12 protein-coding genes and 1 pseudogene are annotated in these 16249 nt (G+C 61.8%); 5 read left to right on the top strand and 8 right to left on the bottom strand.

Annotation, left to right across the window (positions count from 1 at the left end; all coding sequences use genetic code 11):
* Positions 1-13: 13 nt before the first annotated feature.
* The 3 genes from C8E00_RS02815 to C8E00_RS02805 form a co-directional block, all read right to left on the bottom strand.
* The gene (locus tag C8E00_RS02815) at positions 14-2209 is read right to left on the bottom strand and encodes a polysaccharide biosynthesis tyrosine autokinase (RefSeq protein ID WP_133694217.1); all 2196 of its coding nucleotides are present in this window, start codon (positions 2207-2209) and stop codon (positions 14-16) included.
* A gap of 84 nt (positions 2210-2293) precedes the next feature.
* Entirely contained in the window at positions 2294-3454 is a 1161-nt protein-coding gene (locus tag C8E00_RS02810) for a polysaccharide export protein (protein ID WP_243833089.1), read from the bottom strand.
* A 461-nt stretch (positions 3455-3915) separates the two neighbouring features.
* Complete coding sequence (locus tag C8E00_RS02805; protein ID WP_133694214.1) at positions 3916-5271, bottom strand: exopolysaccharide biosynthesis polyprenyl glycosylphosphotransferase; 1356 nt, start codon at positions 5269-5271, stop codon at positions 3916-3918.
* 382 nt (positions 5272-5653) lie between these two features.
* Here C8E00_RS02805 and C8E00_RS02800 point away from each other — a divergent pair, with 382 nt between their 5' ends.
* The 5 genes from C8E00_RS02800 (at position 5654) to C8E00_RS02780 (ending at position 13166) form a co-directional block, all read left to right on the top strand.
* Positions 5654-7786 (top strand): right-handed parallel beta-helix repeat-containing protein, encoded by a 2133-nt coding sequence (locus C8E00_RS02800; protein WP_133694212.1) that lies wholly within the window; start codon positions 5654-5656, stop codon positions 7784-7786.
* A 203-nt stretch (positions 7787-7989) separates the two neighbouring features.
* Positions 7990-9288: a DUF3100 domain-containing protein gene (locus tag C8E00_RS16700; RefSeq protein WP_133694209.1), complete on the top strand. Its 1299-nt coding sequence runs from the start codon at positions 7990-7992 to the stop codon at positions 9286-9288.
* Between the two features lie 28 nt (positions 9289-9316).
* On the top strand, positions 9317-10486 hold the full coding sequence (locus C8E00_RS02790; RefSeq protein ID WP_133694207.1) for a M20 aminoacylase family protein: 1170 nt from the start codon (positions 9317-9319) through the stop codon (positions 10484-10486).
* A 188-nt stretch (positions 10487-10674) separates the two neighbouring features.
* Positions 10675-11607 carry an NAD(P)-dependent oxidoreductase gene (locus tag C8E00_RS02785; RefSeq protein WP_133694205.1) on the top strand — a complete coding sequence of 311 codons (933 nt, stop codon included), beginning with the start codon at positions 10675-10677 and terminating at the stop codon, positions 11605-11607.
* The gene (locus C8E00_RS02780; protein WP_133694202.1) at positions 11604-13166 is read left to right on the top strand and encodes an aldehyde dehydrogenase family protein; all 1563 of its coding nucleotides are present in this window, start codon (positions 11604-11606) and stop codon (positions 13164-13166) included. Before C8E00_RS02785 ends, C8E00_RS02780 begins: the two co-directional genes overlap by 4 nt.
* A gap of 46 nt (positions 13167-13212) precedes the next feature.
* Here C8E00_RS02780 and C8E00_RS02775 read toward each other — a convergent pair whose 3' ends face one another.
* The 5 genes and pseudogenes from C8E00_RS02775 to C8E00_RS02755 all read right to left on the bottom strand — a co-directional run.
* The gene (locus tag C8E00_RS02775) at positions 13213-14139 is read right to left on the bottom strand and encodes a LysR family transcriptional regulator (protein ID WP_133694200.1); all 927 of its coding nucleotides are present in this window, start codon (positions 14137-14139) and stop codon (positions 13213-13215) included.
* A 154-nt stretch (positions 14140-14293) separates the two neighbouring features.
* Positions 14294-14875 (bottom strand): ATPase, encoded by a 582-nt coding sequence (locus C8E00_RS02770; RefSeq protein ID WP_279586099.1) that lies wholly within the window; start codon positions 14873-14875, stop codon positions 14294-14296.
* Positions 14863-15111: a hypothetical protein gene (locus C8E00_RS02765; RefSeq protein ID WP_133694196.1), complete on the bottom strand. Its 249-nt coding sequence runs from the start codon at positions 15109-15111 to the stop codon at positions 14863-14865. Before C8E00_RS02765 ends, C8E00_RS02770 begins: the two co-directional genes overlap by 13 nt.
* A 147-nt stretch (positions 15112-15258) precedes the next feature.
* Positions 15259-15699 carry a low molecular weight protein-tyrosine-phosphatase gene (locus C8E00_RS02760; protein WP_133694193.1) on the bottom strand — a complete coding sequence of 147 codons (441 nt, stop codon included), beginning with the start codon at positions 15697-15699 and terminating at the stop codon, positions 15259-15261.
* A gap of 319 nt (positions 15700-16018) precedes the next feature.
* Positions 16019-16249: pseudogene (locus C8E00_RS02755) on the bottom strand (Rpn family recombination-promoting nuclease/putative transposase); the annotation flags it as partial.

Here is a 16249-nt window from a genome sequence, read left to right as displayed (position 1 = left end):
ACGCATGGTGAGGTTAGTGATAGGAATAGTTGTAATAGCCATAGGTGTAGGCGGTGGCCGCCTTGCGCTCCAGACCATTGAGGATCGCTCCTTTGACGCGCACCCCGCCGGTATCCAGACGACGCATGGCCAGCTCGACTTCCTTGGGCGGATTGACCTGGAAGCGTGCCACCATCAGCGTCGTGCCCACCCGCTTGCCGATCACCGTGGCATCGGTCACAGCCAGCACCGGCGGCGAGTCGACGATCACCAGGTCATAGCGCTCGCTGGCCGTGGCCAGCAATTCGGTGAAACGCGATGAGGCCAGCAGTTCCGAGGCATTGGGGGGCACCACGCCGCGGGCCAAGTACTCGAGACCATCGACACTCTCCACCACACGCACCATCTCGGCCAGGCTATGGCGGCCGGCAAGCACCTCACTCAAGCCATCCTCGGAGGCGCCCTTGAAGACCTTGTGCATCTGCCCCTTGCGCATGTCGCCGTCGATCACCAACACGCGCTGGCCGTTCTGGGCGCACACCGCCGCCAGGTTGGCTGCGATGAAGCTCTTGCCCACGCCCGGACTCGGCCCGGTGATCATCAAGCGATTGTCGGTGCTGTCGAGCATCGCGAAATGCAGGCTGGTACGCAGGCTGCGCAGTGCCTCGATCGACACATCCAAGGGGCGATGCCAAGCCAGCAACCCCGCCGGTACGCTCTGCGTGCGGCTACCACGACGAATACGCCGATTGAGTTTGTTCTGATCGTCCGACTTGGGCACGATGGCATAGACGGGCAAGCCCAGTTGTTCGAGCTGGTCGGGGCTTTCCAGGCCGCGATTGAACATCGCCCGCAGCATCACCACGGCCACCGCGAACACCGCACCCACCACCGTCGCCAGCGCGATGATCATGAACTTGTTGGGCGCCACCGGGCGCGGAAACGCAGCCGCCTCATCGAGTACCCGCACGTTGCCGACGGTGCTCGCCTCGGCGATCTGCATTTCCTGGACCTTGTTGCGCAACTGGACGTAGATCGCCTGGTTGACGGAGACATCACGCTGCATGCGCAAGACCTGCTGCTGGGTCTCCGGCATGCCGTTGATCCGCTCTTCCAGCGTGTTCAATTCCTTCTTGAGCTGCGCCTTCTTCTCCAGCAAAGCGGCATACGTCGGGTGACTGGGCGTGAAGCGTCGGGAAATCTCGGCTTCCGCGAATTCCAACTCATTGAGCTGGCTTTCCAGGTTGACCACACGATCGAGCACCGACTTGGTTTCCATGGAAATATCCACGCTATCGTGCTCGGAGCGATAGGCATTGAGCTGCTGCTCGGCACCGGCCAGTTCGCCGCGAACTTCGGGCACCTGCTGGCTCAAGAACTCCAGGCTCTTGCGCGCCTCCTCGGACTGACGCTGGATGTTCTGCGTGACGTAGATGTCACCGATGGTGGCCAACACCCGCTCAGCCAGGGCCGGCGACGGGTCGGTCAAGCTCCAGGCAATGATCCCCGTGCCATTGCCTTGTTCAGCCACACCGAAGTTATCGCGCAGCGTATCGACAGCCACCACGCGCTGGGCATGCGTCAGCGTGAAAGTCGCGCCTGGCGACGCCGCGATCGTCTCGACGTCCAGGCCCACCGCACCGCCGAGAAAGCTCGCTTCCTCACCGACGCGCCCCTCGCCCAGGCGTTCCCCCCGGTAATGCAGGGCATAGCGGGTCTCGTCGAGCACTTCGAGAGTGAAGGTCTTGCCCAGGTAGTCATCGGCCACCGGCATGCCGGCAAGCGCGATATGATCATTGCCCCAGGCGTAGCCCCAGTCCTGGGCGAACGCGGGCGCAACGATCTGGTGGCGTTGCAGAAACCCACCGATGATCGGCACGCGTACCGGTTCGACGCGAATGTCGAGGTTGAGTATATCCACGGCATGACCGAGCACCATGCGCGATTTCATGATTTCCATTTCCGCGCGCGAGGGCGGCAATTGCGGCATCATGGCGGCCGCCGTGGCATCCGCGAGCGGATTCTTGGGGGTCTTGGTTTCCACCTGAACCAACGAGTCGGCTCGGAAGATGGGCGTTGCGAAGAAGGCATACGCCGTCCCCACGAGCGCAAACAGCACGATCAGACAGATCACTAGTCCCTTGGCATCGAACAACAAGCCCAGGATGCGCCCTAGCTCCATGTCATTGTCGGTCTTGCTGGTTTGTGGGGCAGGTACATTGAGATTCATAGAATTCCCACTCCATGAGAATGTGGGTCCAAGACCCGGCACCGTGCCATGGGCGGCGATGGCGGGTCTCGAGACACAGACGGCTTACAAGTTGTCGTCGATGTCTTGGATGTCACGCGTGGCCTGCGTTATCTGATAGATCGCCGTCACACTCGGCAGGATCTGGCTGATGACGCGATTCCAGCGCGCGATCGGCGCGGCGGTGACATACACCACATCGGTGGGCTGCAGGATGAATTCGGCTCCCAGCGCGAAGGAGATGGCGTTCTTGGCGTTGAGCTGATAGACGGTGGCGAAGATATCGCTGTCGACATCATGATTGCGGCGAATCACGAAGATCCCCGAGGCATCGGCGCTGTTCTCGTTGATGCCACCGGCCTGGGACAAGGCATTGGTCAGCGAGAAGCGCGTGTTGGGCATCGGCACCGCCGTCGGGGTGTTGACTTCCCCCATCACATAGACCTGCTGATTGCCGACCACCGGTACATGCAGTACGTCGCCATCCTGAAGCAACAGGTTTTGCCCCATATGGCCATTGACCAGCATGTCGTACACAGAGAGGTGTATCTCTTCACCGTTACGCGTCAGCACGACATTGTGCCAATCCCCGCCCTGGGTGAGACCGCCCACGCTGCTGAGCGCATCCAGCACCCGCAGCGGGATATTGGTGATCGGCTGCGCACCGGCCTGCTCGACCTGGCCCGTGACATAGGCCTTTTGAGCATTGAAGGCAGCGACTTTCACATCCACCTGGGGCTGGGCGATGTAGCCTTCGAGACGGCGCTGAATTTCGCTACGGACATCGCGCACGGTACGTCCCGCGACATCCACCGTGCCGATGTAGGGATAGAAGATGGTGCCGTCCGAATGCACCACATTGCCCGACTCTTCCGCGCTGCGTTCGCTACCGGCGGGAATCGTCAGTTCAGGATGGTCATATACCACCACACTGAGAATATCGCCGCGGCCTATCAGATAGTCATAATCGAGATCGCTTTCGGGCACCGCATTTTCGCTGTACTCGAACAACGAATCGCGCAAGTCATCTTCTGTCGCGGCCAGCGTCTTGACCAGACTCGGCGTGATCGGCTTGATCTCGATATTATCGGAAAGATTTTCCCCCTGCGTGTCATACCCCATATGGCTACCGGGAGCGAACGCACAACCCGACAGCACCACCAGCAAAGAAAGTCCCAACAGCGGCTTTCTCCATCCCGAACGATATTCCATGCGGCTTGCAATCATGCCGATTCCCTCACTCGTCATTTTGTTAGGGCTTAACGTTCTTTTACCCACGCTACCGCCCTGGAGCGACACCCTATCTCCCGGGCAATAACCATTAACTGCAAATAGTTTTCTTGCTTGTACCCTGCGGCACGCCCATCTCGCATCACGCCATATATTGGCTGCGAACATCTTGATTGACGTGCGACTTTTTCGTTTACATTAAAACGGTGTTGCGCACTTCATTCTATTCGCTGTGTAACGTTTCATAGGCTGAATTCACACACTGTTTACATTGGATTTTACTCGTCACCGAACCGCGCCTTTTAACGAGAAAATTCATCCGTTCAACACGAAAATCCAGCCACAAAAAAGTATGAGAAACGCAACGTTCAAATCAAAACGCATAGAATGAAACGCCCCCGTACAAAAGACGGGGGCGTCATGGGGCATGCCTCAATTCAGGCTCGACGCAGCACGCCTCAGCGCGCCCCGAACCCGGTACCGATCGTTTTCAACGTGCGCAGTAAAATCAGCACATCGAGCCACAGTGAGAAATGCTTGATGTAATAGAGGTCGTACTGCAACTTGATGGCCATGTCATCGACCTCCGCGGCATAGCCCTGCTCGACCTGGGCCCAGCCCGAAATACCCGGCCTGACGACACGTCGATAGCTGAAAAGCGGTATGTCCTTCTCGTACCACTGCGAGAGATCCACCGGCTCGGGACGCGGGCCAATGAAACTCATGTCCCCCTTGAGTACGTTGAGCAGTTGCGGCAATTCATCCAGACGGTACTTGCGAATGACCTTGCCCACGGGGGTAATGCGCGGATCGTCCTCGCCGGAGGCGAACTCTTTCCCCTTCATGTCGCAGTACATGCTGCGGAACTTGTAGATACGAAATGGACGGCCGCGGTGCCCCATGCGCCATTGCAGGAAAAACACCGATCCCGGGCTGTCACGACGAATGGCCCACGCCGTGGCCAGCATGATGGGCGCCAGCAGCGGCAACAGCAGCAAGGCACCGCACAGATCCAGGCCGCGCTTGCATGTGCTGTAAAGTGGCGACGGCAGCAACGAAGTCAGCTCCGTATCCGCCAAGTGCTCGAGCCTGACGCGTCCGGTACGCGACTCGTCGAGCTGCTTGAGTTGGTAGACCGGAATCCCATGCAACAGGCACTTGGTCAAGAAGCGTATCCACTCGTGATTGAGCGCATCGCTGCGCAGATCCGCGACGATCCCGTCGATACGCTGCGCGCCCAGGCGCGGGGCCTCGAGCCGAGACAACTCGCCGCCTTCGATCTCGTTCAGATGACGCGCGTCACCCAACGGCACCACTGCGAAACGCGGGCGCCGCAGCCGCTGAACTGCCATGTAACCGATAAAAAACCACACCAGACTGGCGGCGTAGCCGCCCCACAACACACTCGCATCCAAACGTTCGGCCCCGAACAGTAGCGCCCAGGCCGCCGCAAATACCATGCTGACCAGCGGCACGGCGAATATGGAGGCCTGAGTGCCGGGGAAGCGCGTCATGCGGCGCAAGAAGAAAAGCGTGACCAAAAATGCCGCCCCCACCGCCCATAGCGTCGTGGCAAGTTCCGGGGCCATGCCGCGCCAGAAGTTCCCTCCATGTACCATCCAGGGCGGCACCAGCACCACCAGCGGCAACCCCACGACGAAGTGGAAAGGCGTGCCCATCACGCACTGCTCATACCAGCGCGAATGGCGCCGCTCGTAGCGCGTATCGAATGTCTCGCCCCCCGACAGTAACGACTCACCTCCCCCCCACGCCGAACTATCCAGCTTCTCGAACACTTTATGCTTATTGAACATGATTGACGCCACCTTTTCAGTGTCCCGTGCCGCCCATTGAAGAGGGCTAAAATTACCGGGTTTTCGCCAAACAAGTTACAAAGCGTCCACATTCATAGCCAGACGGTTTTAATGGTAAACGCGCCCTATATTAATAATACCCAAAGCCGCCAAAAGCATAGATCATTCCCAGTCGCACCTTATGCTTAAAGCCCACTCATCAATCCATACCAAACGACCTCATTAAATATGAAAAGAAACTTCATCTGCCACCAGCCTACTGAATAACGACAAATACGCAACGCAATGCCAATGAGAAAAATACGTCGCCACGCAGCAAGCATTTCACCTGACTCCCCAACAAAACCTCACCTACGCTAGGCGATTATGTCAGGGAGACGATATGAACACTTCAAGAAGACGGCTCTTGGTTCGCCTATTACACGGCAGCGTCGTACTGACCGCCTCCGGTCTGGTACCGGGGCACGCCCTGGGGATGGAAAAAGGCGAAAGGAAGGGAAACACGCCCCATGGCGAGACTGGAGCGATACAGGTCGACTCCATCGCCGACATGCAAACACTCGACGCTGGTCAGCTTCGAGATGGACAACGCATCGAGGTCGCCGGTTTCCACCCAGGGGACCCCCTCGGCGGGGGACGGTTCATCTGGTACGCCAATGAACAGCGCACCGAAGATGGCGGCACGTCTTTTAGTGCCCATGGCCAGGCCGGCGGACGCTTTCTAAGGCGCCTCGACGATACGCTCACACCGGCCATGTTCGGCGCGCGCGGCGACGGCAGCGATCAGTATCCGGCCTTGAAGCAACTGGCCCGGGCCGCCAGTGTCCAGCGGCGCGATGTCATCTTTGCCGCGGGCGACTATGCCTCATCGGGCACCGGATTGCGCTTCACGGGCATTCGCGTGACCGGCGCAGGAGTCACGCGGACCACCATTCGTTATACCGGTGACACGCGAGGGTCGCTGGTCGAGATCGAGGATGGCGCCACTCTCTCCGGCATGACTCTGGATGGCAATGTCAGCGACGACCCCATCCGGTGGAGCACCGCCAATCACGATGCCTTTACCGGCTGCCTGCCATTGGATCTCATGGGCCACGACGTCACCGCCCACGACCTCGTCTGCCGCCGCTCGCCTCTGGCCTGCCTGCGCGTGGGCGCGCACCACTTCGTACTCCGCGACATCGTCGCTGAGCATGCGCGCGGCAACTACGGCGACGGGTTCTTCATCGTCGACGCCAGCGATGGCCTCGTCGAACGCTGCCAGGCAAGAGACTTCACCCGCATCGGCTTCGTCTCCGACACTTACGGCGAGAGTCCAGAGCACATCCTCAGCGAGCGCATCGACTTCGTCGACTGTGTTGCCGAAAATGGCCATCATGCCAGCATCGATTACGGCGATGACGAGTACAACGCTGGCTTCTGGGCTGAAAACAGCAATAACGTGCGTTTTATCGATTGCCGCTCACGCAATACGACGCACCATGGTTTCGTCGCCACCACCGGTCGCACGCCGGCGCTGGGCGTCGGGTCCTTTTCCCTGCGCGGGTGCATCGCCGAAACCACCGGCGACGGATATTTACTCAGCGACTTGCACGGCATTCCCGTGCGCCATAGCGTCGATGACTGCCTGGCACGCGATGTCGCCAGGGGCTTTTGCATCGAGATGGACCTCCCCGCCAGCCGCCTCACCGGGCAGCGCTTGACCACCTTGCTGCATGGCCGCCGACGCAGTGGCAACACCTTATCGCTCATGGGCGACGGGCATATCGACATCCGCCATATCGACGAAACCTGGCAACGGTTCCATCCTCGCCGTCATGAGAGCATTCGCGCCAGCTATGCCTCCGTCGTGGCCGCCGATGGCTTCAAAGGCACGCTGCATCTCGCCCACTTCCAGAGCCGACACGGCGACACCGATGCGCCCGCCGCCGTGGGTTTCAAGCTCATCGGCCCGTCGCACCTGCGCGCTTGCACCTTGAGCGACATTCACGCGCGGCTGTTCCATATCCCCGCCGAGCGCATCAGCCTGCATGACTGCGAGATCTCCGCCGGCTGGGTCAAAGCCTTCGAGACGCTCGATGTAGACGCCTGCCGACTCGGCGACGGCGTGACGCGCTTCGACATCTTCGATACCACGCAACAGCATCGTTACCGCCGCTGTCGATTCGACTTCTCCCCCGGCGGCGGGCACCTTTACCTGCACAACAGCGACAAGCGCAATCCGCGGCATGTCGCGAGTTTCGATACCTGTCGCTTCAGGAAGAACCTCGCGGAGCACGGGCCGATGATCATCCTCGATGCCGCCCCAGGCGTCTTCCTGGCCAAGCAAAGCAACATCCTCACCTTCCGCGACTGCACCTTCGAAAACACCGGCCGCACCACCGACATTCCCGCGATCCGGACTCACCAGCGCCCGCCGCAAACCGCACTAATCGGGCACGGCAACCGCAAGAACGCCACCCTTGGCAATCTGACCGCCTTCGAACTCGACGACGGGCTCATGGCCGACGGCTAACGCCGCAACGCATCCCCCTGGAAACGCAAACGGCCCCAAAAAGGGGCCGCTTCGCATGATCTATTAATTAGAACGCTTTTCTCCTTTTATTCGAACACCACCCCCTTCGATACTCGGGGTGACGGAAATGAACAGCCACGACCGGTGACCGTTCATCGTTTCCGCCATGACAACGCCTTCTATTACAACAACAGGACGACACCATGAAGCTTTCCCTGCTCCTCGACTGGCGCCTGCACGTCCTGGTGGCGGTGGCCTCCCTGATCTCGGAAGCCATCGGCATCATCAAGATCCCCCTCGGCCCCGGCAGCCTACTGCTGTTGCCGCTGTTCTACGCCTTCATCATCGGCCTGCTGGTCAACCCTCACCTCTTTTCGGCGACCTCAAAGGTGGTGCCGGTGAAGCTGAGCGAGGCGGCGGCGCCGATCATCCTGCTCTCGATCATGCCGTTCATCGCCCGGTTCGGCTCCACCATCGGCCCGGCCATCGAACAGATCATCAGCGCGGGGCCCGCCCTGATCCTGCAGGAGCTGGGCAACCTGGGCACCATGCTGATCGCCATGCCGTTTGCGGTGCTCGTCCTGAAGATGGGGCGCGAAGCCATCGGCGCGACGTATTCCATCGCACGCGAGCCCAACATCGCCATCATCTCCGACAAATACGGGCTCAAGGGTCCCGAGGGCATCGGAGTCATGGGCGTCTATGTCGTGGGCACCATGTTCGGCACCCTGTGGTTCGCCCTCATGGCGGGCTACCTGGCGACGCTCGATATCTTCGATCCGCGCGCCCTGGCCATGGCCTGCGGCGTGGGCAGCGGCAGCATGGTGGCGGCGTGCTCGGGCGCCATCGCCGGGGCCTTGCCGGCCATGCGCGATGAACTGCTGGCCTTCGCCGGTGCCAGCAACCTGCTGACCTACGCCACCGGCCTGTATATCTCGTTGTTCATCGCCCTGCCACTGGCGGAGCGCATCTTCAAATGGTGTTCCGGCCGGCGCGTGGCGACATCCGCGGGTGCCAAGGCGACGGTGGCGCCGGACCTTGCCACGCCGCCCAGCGCGGAAGAGCGCCCCGAGCGCCACCTCGGTCAGACCGCCATCGTGATGGCCGTGGTGTGCGTGGTGGCCTGGGTCAGCAACACCATCAATGGCGGCTCTCTCCTGGCGGCCTTGCCGGGCATGGTGATCCTCTACGCCATGACCATGCTGGGGCTGCTCATCACCCGCTTCGCGCCCTTCTACCTGCCCGGCGTGGCCTGGGTGTCGCTGGTCAGCATCGCCGTGACCCTGCCCTGGTTCCCGGGCAGCGCCTGGATCGTGGCGCAGCTTCAGGCGGTGAGCTTCCTGGCCATCGTGACGCCGGTACTCGCCTATGCCGGCCTGGCGCTCTCGTCTCGCGAGTTCACCATGTTCCGCCAGGTGGGCTGGAAGCTGATCATCGTGTCGCTGCTGGTGTTCACGGGCACCTTCATCGGCTCGGCCGTCGTCGCCCAGGCGCTTTTGTAACGGCATGCAGGAAGACAAGGAGGCCCTTATGACGACCGTCACCCCCACATTGCTGCGCGAATGGCGCCACGCGTTTCATCGCCGGCCGGAAACCGCGTTCGAGGAACATCGCACCAGCGCGCGCATCGTCGAGATTCTCGAGGACGCCGGTATCGAGATGGTCACCGGCCTCGGCGGCGGCACCGGTGTCGTCGCCTGGGTGGACGGTCGCCATGGCGGCGAGCGCGCCATCGGGCTGCGCGCCGATATCGACGCCCTGGACGTGCTCGAAGCCAACGACGTCGACCATGCCTCGGCGGCGCCCGGCAAGATGCACGCCTGCGGCCACGACGGCCATACCACCATGCTGCTGGGCGCGGCCTGTGCCCTCGCCGAGGCGCCCGACTTTGCCGGCCGGGTGTACTTCATCTTCCAGCCGGCGGAAGAAAACGAAGGCGGTGGACGCGTCATGGTCGAGGAAGGCCTGTTCACGCGTTTCCCGATGGAAGCCGTCTACGGCGTGCACAACTGGCCGGGCCTGGCGGTCGGCGAAGCCGCCGTCCACGACACGGCGGTCATGGCGGCCTTCGATGTCTTTCGGGTGAAGCTCACGGGGCACGGCTGCCATGCCGCCATGCCGCACCTGGGCAAGGACGTGGTACTGGCGGCCTGCCAACTGGTCAATCAGCTGCAGGGTATCGTCAGCCGGGAAACCCCGGCGCACCAGACCGCCGTGATGAGCGTGACCCAGTTCCATGCCGGGGATGCCTACAACGTCATGCCCGAAACCGTGGAACTGTGCGGCACCGTGCGCTGTTTCGACCCCGAGCTGCGCGACCACCTCGAAACGCGTTTTCGGCAGGCGATCGCGGCCATGGCCACCTTCCATGGCCTGGAGGCCGACATCGACTACCAATCGCGCTACCCGGCCACCTTCAACACCCCCGCGCACGCCGCGCGCTGTGCCGAGGTGCTGGAGACGCTGCCGGACATTCGCCGGGTGCATCGCGACCTGCCGCCCTCCATGGCATCGGAGGACTTCGCCTTCATGCTCCAGCAGCGCCCCGGCGCCTATATCTGGCTGGGCAACGGCGAGGACAGCGCGTCGCTGCACAACCCGCATTACGACTTCAACGATGCCCTGGCGCCCATCGGGGTGGCGTATTGGGCGGCGCTGGCGAGAACACTGCTCGGCAACAGCGAACGAGACGCGCCCTGACGAGGCGTCCATACCCAGCGAACACCACGTTTTTCCATGCCATTTGCCATGCCTTGAGAGGCATGGCCCGGCGCCCCGATGCCGGTTTTCGGCGCCGTCGGCGCGGACGAGCACGATACGAACGACCACTATGCAATCAACAACGACGCGAGCAATCCATTCGCCACAACGACAACCCTGGAGCTGGCATGAACAAAGTTGGCAGGAACACAGATGACATGAACATCGTCGTGATCGGTTTAGGACAAATGGGCGGCAACATGGCGATGACCCTGCATGCCGCCGGTTTCACCGTGACGGGGACGGACGTCGCCGACGCGGCGCGGGACAATCTGGCAGCCCGTGGGCTTTCCGTCACGCCCCTGGACGCCCTGCCCGAGGCGGACGTCTACCTGCTCTCGCTGCCCACCTCGGCGCATGTCCGCGAGGTCATCGAAACCTCGCCCGGACTCCTGCAGCGGGCCCCTCGGGGCAGCGTCATCGTCGACACTTCGACCAGCGACCCGGCCGTCACCCGCGCGCTGGCCGGCAAGGTGGTCGAGGCCGGCCTGGAATGGCTCGACGCACCGGTGAGCGGTGGCCCGGCGGGCGCGGCGTCCGGCGCCCTCGGCATGCTGCTGGGCGGCGAGTCGGCCTCCATCGCACGGCTCGCCCCCATGCTCGAGGCGATGTCGGCACGCCATACCCACGTCGGCCCGGCGGGCAGCGGCCATGTGGTCAAGCTGGCCAACAACTATCTCTGCGCGGCTCACCTGATCACCACCGCCGAGGCCGTGACCCTGGCGGCCCGCGCCGGCGTCGACCCGGCGGCCTGCCTGGCCGGGCTGAACAGTAGCTCCGGGCGCAGTGCCGTCAGCGAGGTCAACTTCCCCAAGTGGATTCTCTCCGACGCCTTCGACTCGGGGTTCACCACCGGCCTGATGCGCAAGGACCTGCGCCTGGCACGCGACGCCGCCAATGACATGGGCCTGCCGCTGGAGCTGCTGGAACGGGTCGTGGCGCGCTGGCATGACGACGCCGCCGGCCTGCCCGACGCGGCCGACTTCAACCGCATCACCGACACCATCCTGGCCCAGGCACGGACGGATGCCCCCTTCGCGAATCAGGAGGAAACGCGATGAACGCTCTCAATACCACGGCCGTCGAACGCCTCACCGAGCTGCTGGCCACGCTGGGCATGCAGGCCGGCATGAATGTTGATACTCCCCTGAGCAACTGGATCGCGGGGGCAGTCGCACCCGGCCAGGGCGAGCCCATCGAACTGCTCGACCCCGTGACCGGGCTGCCGCTGATCGAGTATCGCGATGCCGGCGCCGAGCGGGTGGCCCATGCCGTGGAAGCGGCCACCCTCGCCCAGCAGGAATGGATGTCGCTGACGGCCAGCGAGCGCGGCCGCCGCATGACCACGGCGGCCTGGGCGCTGCGCGACCACGAAGAGACCCTCGCCCAGCTGGAAAGCGTGGTCGCGGGCAAGCCCATCCGCGACTGCCGGGGCGAGGTAAACAAGGTCCGCGAGATGTTCGAATACTATGCCGGCTGGTGCGACAAGCAGCACGGCGACGTGATTCCGGTCCCCACTTCGCACCTCAACTATGTGCGTCATGTGCCCTATGGCGTGGTCGGTCAGATCACCCCATGGAACGCCCCCATGTTCACCTGCGCCTGGCAACTGGCCCCGGCGATCGCCGCCGGCAACGGGGTCGTGCTCAAGCCCTCGGAAATGACACCCTTCTCGTCGGTGGCCATCGCCATGCTGATGGAGCGCAGCGGCCTGCCCAAGGGGCTGATCAACATCGTCAACGGCGTCGGCCCCACCACGGGCGCGGCACTCACCGGGCATGACGGCATCAGCAAGCTGGTGTTCGTCGGCTCCCCCGAGAGCGGCCGCCGCATCGCCCAGGCCGGCGCCGAGCGTCTGGTGCCCAGCGTGCTGGAGCTGGGCGGCAAGTCGGCCAACATCGTGTTCGACGACGCCCGGCTCGACGAGGCCGTGGCCGGCGCGCAGGCCGCCATCTTCGCCGCCGCGGGGCAGAGTTGCGTCGCGGGATCGCGCCTGCTGGTGCAGCGCGAGGTGTTCGAGGTGGTCTGCGAGCGGCTGGCACGCGCCGCGGGTGAGATCCGCGTGGGGCTGCCCAGCGACGAGGCGACCCAGATGGGGCCGTTACAGAACGCCAAGCAGTACCGGCACGTCACCGCGATGATCGACGCGGCCCGCCAGCACGGCGCGAATCTCTTGTGTGGCGGGCAGCGCCCGGCGGATTTGCCGGCGGATGCCGAGGGCTATTTCCTGGCGCCCACGGTGCTGGCGGATGTCACGGAAGAAATGGCGATCGCCCGGGAGGAAGTGTTCGGCCCGGTACTGGTGATCATGCCGTTCGACAGCGAAGAGGACGCCGTGCGGCTGGCCAATGCCACGCGCTTCGGCCTGGCCGGCGCCGTCTGGACCCAGGACCCGGCACGCGCCCATCGCGTCGCCGCGCGCTTGCGGGCAGGCACGGTATGGATCAACAGCTACAAGGCGATCAATGTCATGTCGCCGTTCGGCGGCTTCGGCGACAGCGGCTTCGGGCGCTCCAGCGGCCTGGAAGGACTCAAGGAGTACACCGTGGCCCAGAGCGTCTGGGTGGAAACCGCCCCCACCGCCAGCGTCGCCATGGGCTATGGCAACGGCGTGGGCTGACGCCGACGAACCGGCCGCTGCCCATTCGCCTGGGCGGCGGCCGGCCTCACGAGCTGGTGCCGTGCCGTGAATTGAACGCCCGCATCCAGCGCTCCAGGTGGCGCAACAACTGCAGGCCCGCCTTCGGCATGCGCCGCCCCACCCGGGTGATGATGTGCGCGTGCGCCTGGCGAAAGCGTTCACAATCGACGGCGCGCGCCACCAGCGCCCCGTCTTGAAGCTCCCGAGCGGCCGCAAAGGCAGGTAGCAGCGTGAGTGTGAGTTCCGACCTGGCCGCATGCAGCAGCACCGAAAGCGAGTTGGTCTGCATCGTGACGTGCTGCCCCAGGCCCGCCTCACGAAAGCCCTCATCGACCAGCTGTCGCACCCCGTGGCCGGTGCGCCACAACGCCATCGGGTGTTCGCTGAGCGTGGCGAGAGGCAGCTCGTTCTCGACAGCCGCCAGGGGATGCGAGGGCGACATCAAGGCCACCAGCGGCTGACGGCTGGAATGCCAGAAACGCAGTTGCGGGTGCAGCCGCTCGTGGTACATCAAGCCGATATGGGCCTCGTCCTCGACCACCGCCTCGATGATGTCGCTGGTACTGCCCGTATTCACATCCAGACGCACCCCGCGATAGCGCTCGGTAAAGGTGCGCAACGGCGTATCGAGCAGATCCCCGACGAAACCCTCCCCGACCGTCAGCGAGAGATGACCGGTTTCCAGCCGCTGGTAGGCATCCAACGCTTCACTGAAGGTATCATCGAGTGCCGCGCGCTTGCGGCAGTAATCCAGCAGCATCTCCCCCACCGGAGACGGCACCACGCCTTGCCGCGAACGCTCCAGCAGCGGCGCGCCCAGCGCCTCCTCGATCAAGGACAGCTGGCGACTGACCGCCGAGGGCGCAATGTCCAGCCGCGCCGCCGCCTGACGCACCGACCCCGCCTCGATCGTGACCTGGAAATACACTAGTCGCTGGTGGGGAATATCCATTGCTCACAGCCCGATCGGTTGCCTGGCGGAACACTTTAAAAGGAAGCCAAACGTACTTTCTCTTTCTTCCATTTCTTCAAAACCGACTCAATGAACCAAGTAGGGTTAACCTCATCAAAACGGCTTCCAAAAATATCCAGGAACCCATCAGGTGTCACCTCGGCGAAATGGCTATAGGACCGGCTGGAATTATCAAAAAAGTAGGCTCGCGACATTTCATCACCATATCGTAGAGCAAGGAAAGACTATTATGGTAGCGGCTTACTATTTTATCCGATGGCACGTCATGACCACCTGAGTCGACACGCTGCCTGACACGCTCTTGATTAATCCTCGGATCAGACGTACAGATATAATAAAGATAGGGTTGAAAACCAGCATCTGCCGCCGTCTCGACGAAATCAAGATGACTCGGGTGACTCATCACGGATTCATAAGTCAAAGAGAGGTTCGCGTCAATCCAGTCATGTCTGAGACCAATGGCAATTTTTTGAGCCATTAACGCCTCGATATACTGGAAAACCTCGTCACTAATCTCATACGACTGCGGTAGTTTCGTCGTATTCTCAGGCAGTTGCGCTTTTACAAGGTCGACTGACTCCCCAAAGGATATATGCTTAGCTATATCATCTGGGTTGACGTATTGCCCCAAGGGGACAGAGTTATTTATCAGCGCACGAGTCAAAGTCGTTTTACCGGACCCATTCGGTCCGGCTATCAACCTCAGTCTCTGCACAAGTATTCCCTTAAGTCGAAGTTTGGCTTTTCCAAAACATCAACCACTTCAGGATTATGCCCTGGCGCATGGCGCAATAGCCGGCCGTTGTGTTCATAAAAGACAGTTTCACCTCGCTCTTGATGTCGCTTAAGAGCCAGGCGGCCAGCTTTCTCGGCAAAGTCCATCAAAAAACGGTTGTCCTCAAGACGGTCACGTCGTTTATGCTTACGCACCGTTGCAATACGATTGGTCATGATCACGTCCCTCCGATTCTGATACCAGTCTATCGCATAGCGGAAAGAAATGCTTCAAGCTACGTTAAACTTCGTGCTTTATCCTTTATATTCAAAGCCTTACCTCTATTCAAGACTTATAGACATACACCCAGTCCCGAGAGCAACCTACAACTTCCCCGCCCACGCTTCGGCTGCGTTGACCAATTGCCGATGCACATGCGTGAACGCCTCGTCGCTCTTGCCATAGGGGTCGGAAATTTCCGGATTGGCCAACCAACGCCCGAACAGCATGGTCTTGCCGAACGCTGAGGGCAGCAGCTCGCCCACCGCGCGACGTTGGCGTTCCGTCATCACCAGGATCAAGTCCGCCTCGCGCAGCATCGTTTCATCGATCTGGCGTGCCGTATGCGCCTTGAGCGCCTGGGCGAGCTCCGGCTTTTCGGCCTCCGCCAATGCGCGGGAATGCGTCTCGACGCCCTCTCCCACCCGCGCGCCAAGGCCCGCCGTAGCGATCATACGGTCGGGATACTGCCGCTGTAACAGCGCCGCCGCCACTGGGCTACGACAGATATTGCCCGTACACACCACCAGAATACGCTTGAACATCAATGCCGAGCCCCTTGTCGCGTTGCACAACGCCCTATCGTGACGCCAAAGCGTACCAACCGGAAGATGAAAAACCTCGCCAACCCAGCATGGGCGCGCTCATCCCCCGGCCACAAACAACAACGGCCCCAAAAGGAGCCGTCTAAAACGTAGGCTTTGTCTGAAAAGTCGACGAGCGAAGGCCAGACAAGGCAAAAATTGGCGAAAGGGCGGAGTTTACGGGGTGTAAATGAGCATCTTGATGCCGATTTTTAACGCCGTATGGGCGAGCGCAGTACTTTTCAGACATTGCCTAGTTCATGATCCATTCGCTGCAGGATCACTGCGTGTCTTCTTCGCGCAGCCCTTCCACATCGGCCACCGTCAGCCCCGTGGCCTCGGCGATCTGTTCATCACTGAGTACACCCAGCGTGATCAGGTTGCGGGCGGTCTTCTCGATACCCCGTTGCTCGCCTTCTTGACGACCTTCCTGGCGGCCTTTTTCTTCCCACCGTTCAGGCCATTGCTTGATGCGTTCTGCCAGCATGTCGTGTACCTCGTGTAGATCCTG

The organism is Chromohalobacter marismortui (genome assembly GCF_004364315.1).
GTDB lineage: Bacteria > Pseudomonadota > Gammaproteobacteria > Pseudomonadales > Halomonadaceae > Chromohalobacter > Chromohalobacter marismortui.
Note: the sequence above shows the minus strand (reverse complement) of the source record. Positions and strands in the feature narration are given on the sequence as shown.

Bases quoted from the DNA above. Each gene is read 5' to 3' on its own strand.
- C8E00_RS02815 (WP_133694217.1), bottom strand. From the start codon at position 2,209: ATGAATCTCAATGTACCTGCCCCACAAACCAGCAAGACCGACAATGAC.
- C8E00_RS02810 (WP_243833089.1), bottom strand. From the start codon at position 3,454: ATGATTGCAAGCCGCATGGAATATCGTTCGGGATGGAGAAAGCCGCTG.
- C8E00_RS02805 (WP_133694214.1), bottom strand. From the start codon at position 5,271: ATGTTCAATAAGCATAAAGTGTTCGAGAAGCTGGATAGTTCGGCGTGG.
- C8E00_RS02800 (WP_133694212.1), top strand. From the start codon at position 5,654: ATGAACACTTCAAGAAGACGGCTCTTGGTTCGCCTATTACACGGCAGC.
- C8E00_RS16700 (WP_133694209.1), top strand. From the start codon at position 7,990: ATGAAGCTTTCCCTGCTCCTCGACTGGCGCCTGCACGTCCTGGTGGCG.
- C8E00_RS02790 (WP_133694207.1), top strand. From the start codon at position 9,317: ATGACGACCGTCACCCCCACATTGCTGCGCGAATGGCGCCACGCGTTT.
- C8E00_RS02785 (WP_133694205.1), top strand. From the start codon at position 10,675: ATGAACAAAGTTGGCAGGAACACAGATGACATGAACATCGTCGTGATC.
- C8E00_RS02780 (WP_133694202.1), top strand. From the start codon at position 11,604: ATGAACGCTCTCAATACCACGGCCGTCGAACGCCTCACCGAGCTGCTG.
- C8E00_RS02775 (WP_133694200.1), bottom strand. From the start codon at position 14,139: ATGGATATTCCCCACCAGCGACTAGTGTATTTCCAGGTCACGATCGAG.
- C8E00_RS02765 (WP_133694196.1), bottom strand. From the start codon at position 15,111: ATGACCAATCGTATTGCAACGGTGCGTAAGCATAAACGACGTGACCGT.
- C8E00_RS02760 (WP_133694193.1), bottom strand. From the start codon at position 15,699: ATGTTCAAGCGTATTCTGGTGGTGTGTACGGGCAATATCTGTCGTAGC.